Source organism: Arthrobacter sp. 05L428 (genome assembly GCF_056397665.1).
In genome coordinates this window covers 60,571-72,310 of record NZ_JBFTNW010000008.1, presented here as the reverse complement: position 1 = coordinate 72,310, position 11,740 = coordinate 60,571, and the positions used below count along the sequence as shown (strand labels likewise).

Annotated in this window: 9 protein-coding genes and 2 tRNA genes; 2 read left to right on the top strand and 9 right to left on the bottom strand. The window is 65.6% G+C overall.

Annotated features, from left to right (window positions below; genetic code table 11):
• Positions 1–827 precede the first annotated feature (827 nt).
• Both AC1DH3_RS14265 and AC1DH3_RS14260 read right to left on the bottom strand, forming a co-directional pair.
• Positions 828–1,721 (bottom strand): rhomboid family intramembrane serine protease, encoded by an 894-nt coding sequence (locus tag AC1DH3_RS14265; protein ID WP_441419123.1) that lies wholly within the window; start codon positions 1,719–1,721, stop codon positions 828–830.
• 8 nt (positions 1,722–1,729) lie between these two features.
• The gene (locus AC1DH3_RS14260) at positions 1,730–2,275 is read right to left on the bottom strand and encodes a peptidylprolyl isomerase (RefSeq protein ID WP_441419124.1); all 546 of its coding nucleotides are present in this window, start codon (positions 2,273–2,275) and stop codon (positions 1,730–1,732) included.
• A 154-nt stretch (positions 2,276–2,429) separates the two neighbouring features.
• Between AC1DH3_RS14260 and AC1DH3_RS14255 the strand changes: the two genes are divergently transcribed.
• Together AC1DH3_RS14255 and AC1DH3_RS14250 are read left to right on the top strand one after the other, a co-directional pair.
• Positions 2,430–3,368 (top strand): hypothetical protein, encoded by a 939-nt coding sequence (locus AC1DH3_RS14255; protein ID WP_476909586.1) that lies wholly within the window; start codon positions 2,430–2,432, stop codon positions 3,366–3,368.
• A gap of 155 nt (positions 3,369–3,523) precedes the next feature.
• The gene (locus AC1DH3_RS14250) at positions 3,524–4,399 is read left to right on the top strand and encodes a glycosyltransferase family 2 protein (RefSeq protein WP_441419126.1); all 876 of its coding nucleotides are present in this window, start codon (positions 3,524–3,526) and stop codon (positions 4,397–4,399) included.
• Positions 4,400–4,441: 42 nt separating this feature from the next.
• On the opposite strand, the gene AC1DH3_RS14245 is transcribed toward AC1DH3_RS14250, so the two are convergent.
• The 7 genes from AC1DH3_RS14245 to gyrB form a co-directional block, all read right to left on the bottom strand.
• Entirely contained in the window at positions 4,442–5,356 is a 915-nt protein-coding gene (locus tag AC1DH3_RS14245; protein WP_441419127.1) for a DMT family transporter, read from the bottom strand.
• Positions 5,357–5,476: 120 nt separating this feature from the next.
• A tRNA-Ala gene (locus AC1DH3_RS14240) sits at positions 5,477–5,552 on the bottom strand.
• 71 nt (positions 5,553–5,623) lie between these two features.
• Positions 5,624–5,767 (bottom strand): DLW-39 family protein, encoded by a 144-nt coding sequence (locus tag AC1DH3_RS14235; protein WP_175322972.1) that lies wholly within the window; start codon positions 5,765–5,767, stop codon positions 5,624–5,626.
• A 32-nt stretch (positions 5,768–5,799) separates the two neighbouring features.
• Positions 5,800–5,873, bottom strand: a tRNA-Ile gene (locus tag AC1DH3_RS14230).
• Positions 5,874–5,971: 98 nt separating this feature from the next.
• Positions 5,972–6,598 (bottom strand): DUF3566 domain-containing protein, encoded by a 627-nt coding sequence (locus AC1DH3_RS14225; protein WP_441419128.1) that lies wholly within the window; start codon positions 6,596–6,598, stop codon positions 5,972–5,974.
• Entirely contained in the window at positions 6,595–9,303 is a 2,709-nt protein-coding gene (gene gyrA / locus AC1DH3_RS14220) for a DNA gyrase subunit A (RefSeq protein ID WP_441419129.1), read from the bottom strand. The genes AC1DH3_RS14225 and gyrA overlap by 4 nt, the downstream gene beginning before the upstream one ends.
• Positions 9,304–9,361: 58 nt before the next feature.
• A complete protein-coding gene (gene gyrB, locus AC1DH3_RS14215; RefSeq protein WP_441419130.1) occupies positions 9,362–11,449 on the bottom strand; it encodes a DNA topoisomerase (ATP-hydrolyzing) subunit B in 2,088 nt (695 codons plus the stop codon).
• Positions 11,450–11,740: the final 291 nt, after the last annotated feature.

Genomic DNA, 11,740 nt, shown 5'->3' with positions numbered 1-11,740 from the left:
CACTGTGGATGGTCTGTGGATAACCGCAGTTGGGGCCGAGGTGGCCGCCTTCGACCCATTGCCTGGCCGGTTGCGCTGTCGCCCAGCTCTCCACGCTGGGCACCGGGTTGCATCGGGTGTGTCTCGGGATACTTGTCCACTTAATAACAGGCCGCTACCCACAACTTATCCACAGCTGGGGATAAGTGGCCGCTGGCCGTCGCCCGGCAGCCCCGGAAAAGCCCGGAATGGCGCGTTTTCCACGGCGAAACTCAGAGGATCAAGTTATTAACAATGTGAACGACCCTGTGAATAACGGCCTATAAATCAGATAAATAGGATCCCTCCCGCGATCGCAGTCGCTTTGGCTCCCCTGGCGTGCAGGGCTCGGAGGGCCTGGAAGGGTGTTCCCGGCCCTGGCGGCTGACGGCGGCAGCAGCGGCTGGAGCAGGGGCTGGCCGGGGGGAGACGGGTCCGCCTGGGCTAACGGCTGTGGCGGGCCCGCGCGGCGAGTCCGCGGGCGCACTGCGTCCGGCCGGAGGTTGTCCACATAACCACAGGCATTCCCCGGAAAGTTATCCACAGGTGTGGAGAGTGGCGGGTGAGCTGCGCGGGATTTGCCAGCTGTGGCGGTCAGATCCGGCATCGTCGGTTGAACTACAGGCATGTAAGTTACCAACAATGTGGATAACCCCTGTGGAAAAGTTTCACGCCGGAGATGGCCCGTAAGGCACGGGGGCAGGGCCTACGGAAAAGCGCGGCGGTTTTGGACCGGCGCATCCCGGACCCGGGGCGCCTCCGTCCGGAACCGTAGCGGAAACCCACAGCCCTAGCGCAGGGCGGGTCGCCTAGGCCGGCAGCGAGGTGGCCGCGGCGTGCAGGGCGGTGGCTGCGACGAGCAGGCACAGCACCACGGCAAGTCCGGCGGCCTGAAGGAGCCCTTGGCGACGGCCCCGCGGAACGTAGGCGATCACCGCGGCGCTCAGCGCTCCGGTGATGAGGCCGCCAAGGTGGGCCTGCCAGGCAATCTGGGGGATGACAAAGCCAATGACGCCGTTGATGGCGATCAGGACCCATAGTTGCCTGGTGTCGCCGCCGCGGTGGCGCTGGACCACCAGCATGGCGCCGAAAAGGCCGAAGATGGCGCCGGAGGCACCGACAACGCCGGTGAGGGCCTGGCCCGGTGCGTAGGCCGGTGTCAGCAGCAGATAGCCGACGGATCCGCCAACGGCTGACAAGAGATAGAGCGCCAGGAAGCGGACACGCCCGAGGAGGGGTTCCAGCGCCTGGCCGAACATCCACAGCATGTACATGTTGAGCACGATGTGGAGGATGAAGCCTTGCGAGTGAAGGAAGGCCGAGGTCAGCATCCGCCAAGGTTCGAAGGCGCCGTAGGCGGGGTTGGCGTAGACCGTGGCGAAGGCGAAGTTCTGGTAGATCCCGTCGTTGGGAACTATCCACTGCAGCACGTAGACGAGGACGCAGGCTGCGATGATCCCTAAGGTGGCCAGCGGCTTCCCCAGGGCGGCGGCGCCGCCGTAGACCGAGCGGGCCGTCGGCGTCGTACGTTTGGTTTCGTTGACACAGTCAACACACTGGAATCCGACGGCGGCCGCCCGCTGGCAGTCGGGGCACGCAGGGCGCCCGCACCGCTGGCACCGCACGTAGGCGGGCCGGTCCGGGTGCCGGGGGCACACCGGGATCTGCGCGGACGGCTCTGCCGCCGGAATTCCGTAGCTCATGGCGTGGGCTAGAGCTGTTCTACGTCAATGCTGTTGATGACGACGTCCTCGACCGGGCGGTCGCCCATGCCCGTGCGGACACCTTCGATGGCGTCGACGACCTTCTTGGACTCATCGTCCGCGACCTCGCCGAAGATGCTGTGCTTGCCCTGCAGCCAGCCGGTCGGGATGGTGGTGATGAAGAACTGGGATCCGTTCGTGCCGCGGCCCATCTGGATGCCCGCGTTGGCCATGGCCAGCTTGTAGGGCTCGTTGAAGGTCAGCTCCGGGTGGATTTCGTCGTCGAACTTGTAGCCCGGCCCGCCGACGCCACGGCCCAGCGGGTCGCCGGCCTGGATCATGAAGTCCTTGATGATGCGGTGGAAGATGGTGCCGTTGTAGAGCGGCGTGCCGGTCTTGTCCTCACCGGTTTCCGGGTGGGTCCAGGCCTGCTCACCGGTGGCCAGGCCGACGAAGTTCTTGACGGTCTTGGGCGCGTGGTTACCGAAGAGGTTGACGACGATGTCGCCCAGGCTCGTGTGAATGGTTGCTTTTGCGGTTGCGATGGCAGTCATGGCCCTATTCTTCCACGGCAGGGGTTCGCGCACAGGGCCGCAGAGTCAGTTCCGCGCTGGGTGAAATCCAGCCGAAATCGGGCCTGAGAATAGCCGGTGGGGTCCCGGACACGTAGGCTAACTGCAGAACCGTCACATTAATCGGGAGGTAGTTGTGAAGAAAACGGATCGTATTGCCCGTGAGCTGGAGCAGTCAGTCAGCACCGCAGTAGAAAACGCCAAGGACTGGGCAGGCCCGCGGGTCGAAGCAGCAGTCGACTGGGCTGTTCCGCGTCTGCAGCAGGGCCTGGACACCGCTTCTCCCAAGATCCAGGAGGGCCTCAAGTCGGCGGCCCACAACCTGGCCGACGGCGTCGCCACTGTGACCCCCCGCATTCAGGACGGGCTGGCCCAGTTGGCGCCGAAGATCCACGATGCCGTCGAAAGCGCCACCCCCCGGCTGCACGATGCCCTGGACAAGGCCACCCCGGTGATCGCCAACGCCCGTGACCGCGTCGTCGTCGAATACCTGCCCAAGCTTTCGGACCAGATCGGCCACGCCTCCGACGCCGTGCACCGCACCCTGGAAGGCGCACCGGCGCACGTGGACGCTGTGGCACAGCGGCTGGTTGACTCCGGTGTTGTCCACAACATCCAGGGGCAGGCGCAGTCCGCGGGCCAGCAGATCAAGGCCGCCGCCGCCGAAGCCAGCCGTGCCGTCACCGGTGAGCTTGGCAAGCCGCAGAAGCCCAAGCACCGCGGCTTCCTTATCTTCGGCGTCATCGCCGCGGCCGTGGCCGCCGGCGTCGCCGCCTGGAAGGCATCCAAGCCGATTGAGGACCCGTGGAAGACGCCGGCCCCGGTCACGCCCGTGACTCCGGCCCCGGTTCCGGCCACTACGGTCAGCGACTTCAAGGAGACCGTGAAGGAAAGCGCCAGCGACGCCGCCGACACGACGGTTGCCGCAGCCGACAAGGCGGCCGAGGCTTCGGCGGATGCCGCTGACGCCGCTGCAGCCAAGTCGGGGGATTCCTCCGCGAAGGTTGCGACCGACGCCAAGACCGCGGTTCGCAATATCGCAGCGAGCCTGAACGGCGACGACAAGACCAAGTAGCTCCTGGTCTGCCGGTGAACCAGCCGGCAGCCTGAGGACTGCACTTCAAGGAGGGGTTCCGCCGCCGGCGGGGTCCCTCCTTTTGGTTTGCCTTTAGCCGCCCGGGATGCCCGTCAACAGGCCGCAAGAACGGTGCAGGTGCTAAATTTGGGGGGATGTCACCCGATGAACCCTCTGTGGATGCCCCACACGATGCTGAGCAGCCCCCGGCTGTCTCCATCGTTATTCCGGCGTACAACGAGGAAAGCGTCATCCGGCAGTGCCTGATTGCCGCCGTCTACCAGTCCGTCCCGGCGCACGAGATCATCGTGGTGGACAACATGTCTAAGGACCGCACCGCGGAGATCGTCCGCCAGATGCAGCTGGAGTACCCGGAGAGCCCGATCATCCTGCTCAGCCAGGACACAGACCAGGGCCTCATCCCGACCCGGAACTTCGGCCTGGACCACGCCAGCGGGGATGTCCTGGGCAGGATCGACGCCGACTCGGTGCTGGAACCGGACTGGGTGGAACAGGTCCAGCAGGCCTTCGCGGACGCGTCAGTGCATGCCGCCACCGGGCCCGTTGTCTACTACGACATGCCAATGCGACGCTTCGGCCTTAAGGCCGACGACAAGATGCGCCAGCTCATGCTCAAGCTGGCCAAACACCAGTACCACTTCCTCTTCGGCTCCAACATGGCCCTGCGCCGTTCCGCGTGGGAGACCATTCGGCTGGAGACCTGCCGCGATGAGAAGGATGAGATGCATGAGGACATCGATCTCTCCCTTCACCTTGCCGACCACGAGCTGCGGATCCAGTACTGGCCGCAGATGGTGTCCGGGATGTCAGCGCGCCGGCTCGAGGATTCGCCCCGCGACTACCGTTACTACGTCACACGCTTCGACCGCACCTACAAGGCGCACAACGTCAAGAAAATGGCTCTGAAAGCGCCCATGGTGGTCTTCTTCTCGGTGTACTTCCCGGCGAAGCTGCTGCGCGCCATCCACACCGTCAACACGGCCCAGCCGGCCCGCCGCGGCGGCCAGTAGGGCCCGTAAGGCTCGCCGGCGCACCCGCGGCCGCCGCCGTCGTCAGTCCGTCCCCAGCTCCGCCAGCCGGGCGGCAGCACGCCGCACCGCGCGGGAGCGTCGCTGGCCCATCACGACGACGGCGAGTCCCACCAGGATCATGCCCAGGCCGGCATAGGTTCCGGCCGGCAGCGTCTCGCCCAGGAAGGCCGCCGCCAGCAGCGCCGCCCCCGGGATCTCCAGCAGGATGATCATTGAAACCAGCAACGGGCTCATCGTGGCGAGCAGGTGGTTGAACGCCGTGTGGCCCACCAGCTGCGCGCAGACGGTGATGGCCAGGATGCCCAGCCAGCCGGTCGCGTCGAAGCCCGCGAGCGGCTGCCCGGTGGCCAGGGCCAGCACCGCCACGACGGCGGCACACATGCCGTAGCAGAGTGTCGTGTAGACGCCGGTGCCCATGGTCTGGCGGGCCTTGCCGCCGGCCAGCGTGTAGATGCCCGCCAGCACGCCCCCGGCAACGGCGAGAAGATCCCCAACCAGGGCTTGCGGCGAGCTGCCCATGTCAAAGCCGGTGATGGCCACAACACCGCCGAAAGCGAGGCCGAGGCCGGCGAGGACCTGCCAGCGGTGCCGGACCCCGCGGAAGAGCTGGAACACGGCGATCCAGCCCGACTGCAGGCAGACCAGGGCGGTCGCTGCCGCCACCGACGTGAGCTGCAGGGACGTGATGAAGCAGGCGAAGTGCAGTGCCAGTGCCACCGCGGCCGCCAGCGACCAGCGGAACTCGCTGCCCGTGACCCGGCCGAACTGGCGGGGCTGGCGAACCAGCACGGGCCCGGCCATCACGGCCGCTCCGATGGCGTTGCGCCAGAAAGCGATTGCGAGGGCGCTGACGGACGTGGCGCCCAGGGTGGCGGCGATCAACGGGCCGGAGGAGGCGACACCCAGCACGCCGAGGGCGGCGAGGAAGAAGTTCACGCTCCAACAGTAGTGTGCCGGCGGGGGCGTCCAGGTTCCGCGCCGGCCCGTTACGGGAAGCCTCGAGGGCTTAACGCAAAAGGTCCCGGCCAGCGTTTCCGCTGGCCGGGACCTTTCTTATGGTGGAGGCACGGGGACTCGAACCCCGAACCCCCTGCTTGCAAAGCAGGTGCGCTACCAATTGCGCCATGCCCCCATAAGAAGCAACCCGTCAATCATACCCCGCTGCCGGAGAGCCGTTGCCAGCTTTCCTGCCGGGGTTCCGGGCTAATCAACCGTGTCGGTCGACTCGCTCCAGACTGCCTTCCGGGCTTCGGATTCCTGCACCTTCCTGTAGAGCAGGACGCCTGCGATCGTGGCTGCAACAACCAGCAACTTCTTCACATGCACCCCGTTCCGGTCCAGTTTCACGTGGACCTTTACAGAAACCAGTACAGGTTCCGTGGGCGTACCAGGACTTGAACCTGGGACCTCTTCGTTATCAGCGAAGCGCTCTAACCGCCTGAGCTATACGCCCCGATGCCTCATCGGGCCGAGATATGACTTTACAGCACATCCCGGCCCGATCTCAAATCGAGGCATTTCCCCGGAGAATATCCGGGAAAACTACGGGTTCTAGTCGTCCGTAAGGGTGACGCCGATGCCGCCCACGAGGGTGGCAGCGATGTTGTACAGCACCGCCGAAAGCATCGACAGGGCCGTCAGCAGCACCACGTTGATCACCGCGATGATCACCGCGAAGGAGGCAACCTGGCCGAGGGACGCGACCTTCTTCAGTTCGAAGCCGCCGCTTTCGGAGCCGGCCAGGGTTCCGAGGAGCCCGTCCACCTGGTCGAAAATGCCGGTCAGGTCCAGGACGGTCCAGAGCACGATCGCGGCGACGACGGTCACGATGCCGAGCGCCACCGAGAGCAGGAAAGCCATCTTGAGCACGGACCAGGGGTCGACCTTGCTGATCAGCAGGCGCGCGCGGCGGACTTTCGCCTTCGGCGCCGGCTTAACCAGTCCCGGAGTTCCCTGGGCAGGGCGCTGGCCGGAGGCTTCCGGGCGCTGTCCGGCTGCTGCGGGACGCTGGCCCGGAGCGGCCGGCCGCTGTCCTGGGACAGCGGGACGCTGGCCGGGGACGGCGCCGGCCGGTCGCTGCTGCGGACGCGACGGGGCGTTCACCCGCGGGGCGGCAGCCGGCTGCCGCATCCCGCCGGGGCCGCTGCTCGACTTGGGATATGAGTCGGAATTGCTCACGCGTTACCTCCGGTATTGTCTTCGTCCAGCTCGGCATGGCCTGATGACTCATCTGACTCCGGGGCCGGTACTGATTCTGTCTCTGCGGACCCCTCGTGTGATCCGGTCTCTCCAGCCAACGTTACGTCATCCTGCTCCGTAGCCCGACTTTCATCCCCGCTTTCGAGGGCTGTTTCGTCGGTCTCGAGGCCGCGTTCGCTGTTGCGGGCCACCGCGATGATGCGGTCGTTCTTGTCCGGTTTGGCAAAGATCACGCCCATGGTGTCGCGGCCCTTTGCGGGGACCCCGGTCACGGAGGAGCGGACCACCTTGCCGCCTTCCATGACCACCAGGACTTCGTCTTCCTCGTTGACGATCAGGGCACCGACGAGGTGTCCGCGTTCTTCCTGGTACTTGCCGACCTTGATGCCGAGTCCGCCGCGGCCCTGGAGACGGTATTCCTCCACCGCGGTCCGCTTGGCGAAGCCGCCTTCGGTGACGATGAATACGAACGATCCGTCCTGTACGACGTCGGCCGCCAGCAGTTCGTCGTCCTCGCGGAACTTCATTCCGGTGACGCCGGACGTTGCCCGGCCCATCGGGCGCAGTGCCTCATCCGTGGCCGTGAATCGAATCGACTGGCCCTTGCGGGAGACCAGCATCAGGTCATCCGTTTCGGACACCAGCTGTGCCGAGACCAGCTCATCGCCGTCGCGCAGGTTGATGGCGATCACGCCGGCGGAGCGGTTGGTGTCGTAGTCCTCCAGCCGCGTCTTCTTGACCAGGCCACGCTTGGTGGCGAGCACCAGGTACGGGGCGTGCTGGTAGTCGCGCAGGTCCAGGACCTGGGCGATGTGCTCGTCCGGCTGGAAGGCCAACAGGTTCGCCACGTGCTGGCCCTTGGCGTCGCGGGCCGCTTCCACCAGTTCGTACGCCTTGGCACGGTACACGCGGCCCAGGTTCGTGAAGAACAGCAGCCAGTGGTGCGTGGTGGTGACGAAGAAGTGCTCCACGACGTCGTCGCCGCGCAGCTGGGCGCCCTTGATGCCCTTGCCGCCGCGCTGCTGCGACCGGTAGTTGTCGCTGCGGGTGCGCTTGACGTAGCCGCCCCGGGTGATCGTGACGACCATTTCCTCTTCGGGGATCAGATCCTCGATCGACATGTCGCCGTCGTAGCCCATCAGGACCTTGGTCTTGCGGTCGTCGCCGTGCTTGGCCACAATTTCGGCCAGCTCGGTGCTGATGATCTCCCGCTGGCGCTCCTCGGAGGCAAGGATCGAGTTGTATTCGGCGATCAGGGCTTCGAGTTCCGAGTGGCGGTCCTGGATCTTCTGCCGCTCCAGGGCGGCAAGCCGGCGCAGTTGCATATCCAGGATGGCCCGGGCCTGCAGTTCGTCGATGTCCAGCAGTTCCATCAGGCCGTCGCGGGCCGCTTCGGTGGTGGTGGAGGCACGGATCAGGGCGATGACCTCGTCCAGCGCGTCCAGCGCTTTGAGGAGGGCGCGCAGGATGTGCGCTTCCTCCTCCGCCTTGCGCAGGCGGTACCGGGTGCGCCGGGCGATGACGTCCATCTGGTGAGTGACCCAGTGCCGGATAAACGCGTCGAGGCTGAGCGTGCGCGGAACCCCGTCGACGATTGCAAGCATGTTCGCCGCGAAGTTGTCCTGCAGCTGGGTGTGCTTGTAGAGGTTGTTCAGCACCACCTTGGCGACGGCGTCGCGCTTGAGCACAATGACGAGGCGCTGGCCGGTGCGGCCCGAGGTCTCGTCGCGGAGGTCGGCGATGCCGGAAATCTTGCCGTCCTTGACGAGTTCGGCAATCTTGATCGCCAGGTTGTCCGGGTTGGCTTGGTACGGCAGCTCGGTGACCACGAGGCAGGTGCGGCCCTGGAGTTCCTCGACGTTGACGACGGCGCGCATGGTGATGGAGCCGCGGCCGGTCCGGTAAGCGTCCTCGATGCCCTTGTGGCCCAGGATCGTGGCGCCGGTCGGGAAGTCGGGACCCTTGATCCGCTGGATCAGTTCTTCGAGCAGCTCTTCGCGGCTGGCGGTCGGGTTGGCCAGGTACCACTGGACGCCGTCGGCAACCTCACGGAGGTTGTGCGGCGGAATGTTGGTGGCCATGCCGACGGCGATGCCGGACGAACCGTTAACCAGCAGGTTCGGGAAACGCGCCGGCAGGATGGTCGGTTCCTGGTTCTTGCCGTCGTAGTTGTCCTGGAAATCAACGGTTTCCTCATCAATGTCCCGGACCATTTCCATGGCCAGCGGTGCCATCTTGGTTTCGGTGTACCGGGGAGCCGCGGCGCCGTCGTTGCCGGGCGAACCGAAGTTGCCCTGGCCCAGTGCCAGCGGGTAGCGCATGGTCCAGTCCTGGATCAGGCGGACCAGGGCGTCGTAGATCGCGGTGTCGCCGTGCGGGTGGTACTGGCCCATGACCTCGCCGACCACGCGGGCACACTTGTTGAAGGACCGGTCGGGGCGGTAGCCGCCGTCGAACATCGCGTACAGCACGCGGCGGTGGACGGGCTTGAGTCCGTCGCGGACGTCCGGCAGTGCTCGTCCGACGATGACGGCCATGGCGTAGTCGAGGTAGGAGCGCTGCATTTCGGTCTGCAGGTCAACCTGTTCGACGCGGTCGGTCAGCACATCGGTGTCAAGAACGGTGCCTTCGAGCACGGGTTCCGCGCCGGATGCGGCTGGAACCTCGGGTGTTTCGTCACTCATAGTCTATATTTTCCGTTTCAGGTATATATCGGCTCTGGAATATGTAGGGGCTTGGCCGCTAGATATCGAGGAACCGAACGTCCTTGGCGTTCTGCTGAATGAAGTTTCGGCGGGATTCGACGTCCTCGCCCATTAGGACGGAGAAGGTCTGGTCCGCCGCCAGGGCGTCGTCCATGGTGACCTGAAGGAGGGTGCGGTGGTCCGGGTCCATGGTGGTGTCCCAGAGTTCCGTGTAGTCCATCTCGCCGAGGCCCTTGTAGCGCTGGATGCCGTTGTCCTTGGGGATACGGCGGCCGGCGGCTTGGCCGGAGACCAGCTTCGCGTCGCGTTCCCGGTCGCTGTAGACGTAGTCGTGCGGGGCGTTGGACCACTTGATCCGGTACAGCGGCGGCTGGGCCAGATAGACGTAGCCGTTCTCGATCAGCGGGCGCATGTAGCGGAACAGCAACGTCATCAGCAGCGTGGTGATGTGCTGGCCGTCGACGTCGGCATCGGCCATCAGGACGATCTTGTGGTACCGGAGCTTGGCCAGGTCGAAGTCCTCGCCGATGCCGGTGCCGAACGCGGTGATCATGGACTGGACTTCGGCGTTGCCGAGGGCTTTGTCGAGCCGGGCACGCTCGACGTTCAGGATCTTGCCGCGCAGCGGCAGGATGGCCTGGGTCTCGGGGTTGCGCCCGCGCTTGGCCGACCCGCCGGCCGAGTCACCCTCCACGAGGTAGACCTCGCACTTCTGCGGGTCCTTGGAGGAGCAGTCGGACAGCTTGCCGGGCATGCCGAACGATTCCAGCGGGCTCTTGCGGCGCGCGTTGTCGCGCGCCTTGCGGGCGGCCATCCGGGCCTGGGCCGCGGAGATGGCCTTGCGGATCACGTCGCGGGCCGGGCCGGGGTTGCGTTCCAGCCAGTCGCCGAGACCGTCGGTGACGACGCGCTGCACGAAGCCCTTGACCTCGGAGTTGCCGAGCTTGGTCTTGGTCTGACCCTCGAACTGCGGTTCGGCGAGCTTGACCGAGATGACTGCGGTCAGGCCTTCGCGGATGTCGTCGCCGGTGAGGTTGTCGTCCTTTTCCTTGATGATGCTCTTCTCCCGCGCGTAGCGGTTGATGAGCGAGGTCATCGCGGCGCGGAAACCCTCTTCGTGGGTTCCGCCCTCGTGGGTGTTGATGGTGTTGGCGTAGGTGTGGACGCTCTCGGAATAGGCGTTGGTCCACTGCATCGCCATTTCCAGGGCGATGTGCCGTTCCGTGTCCTCGGTTTCGAAGGCGATGACGTCCTCGTGGACGACGTCGACCTTTTTGCCGGAGTTCAGGTGCTTCACGTAGTCCAGCAAGCCGTCGTCGTACTGGTACACCACGGTGTGGAACTCCGCGGGGACTTCACCTTCGGTCTCGACGACGTCGAGATCCAGGTCGTCATCGTCGGACGGCTCCGCGGCCGCGCGGCGCTCGTCGGTCAACGTGATGCGCAGTCCCTTGTTCAGGAACGCCATCTGTTGGAAGCGTGCCCGCAGGGTTTCAAAATCGAACTCGGTGGATTCGAAGATGGTGCCGTCCGGGTAGAACGTCTGGGTGGTTCCGGTTTCCTGGGTTTCCTCGCCCTTGACCAGGCTGCCCTGGGGCTTGCCGCCGTCGGCGAAGGACATCCGCCAGACGTGGCCCTGCCGGCGCACCTCAGTGTCAACGCGGCTGGAGAGCGCGTTCACCACCGAAATGCCGACGCCGTGCAGGCCGCCGGAGACCGCGTATCCGCCGCCGCCGAACTTTCCGCCGGCGTGCAGGATGGTCATGACAACCTCCACCGTGGGCTTGTGCTCGGTGGGGTGCATGTCCACGGGGATGCCGCGGCCGTTGTCGACGACCTTGACGCCGCCGTCGGCCTGCAGGACGATCTCGATGTGCGTGCAGTACCCGGCCAGCGCTTCATCGACCGAGTTGTCCACGACTTCATAGACCAGGTGGTGCAGGCCGCGCGGACCGGTGGAACCGATGTACATGCCGGGGCGTTTCCGGACCGCCTCCAGGCCCTCAAGCACCGTGATGTCGCTGGCGCCGTACTCGCGGGGGGTCACCGCCTCCGCAGGGGTGGCCGCTGAAGCACCTTCCGCCGCTGGGTCCGCTGCCGGGAAATCTGTATTGTCGTTAGCCACAGGCGCTTTCGACTCCTCTATGTTCGTTGAAGGCCGGCCGTCGCCGCTTCCGAAGAGGAACGGTTACCGCCAACAGGCACGTCACTGTTGGCACCGCTGCATGGATCGCCTCAGCCAATTCCGCGCAAAGAAATTGCGTCGGAAACGGACTCAGTCGACGTTTCACCGGCGCCCAGTTATCTACCACGATTCTACCGTGTTATAGGACGGATTCCCGCATTCCAGAGGCCCAAACGGCAGCTAAAGTGCCGCTGAGAGGCCGTTGGCTCCGGCTGCACGGCTCCCGGGGTC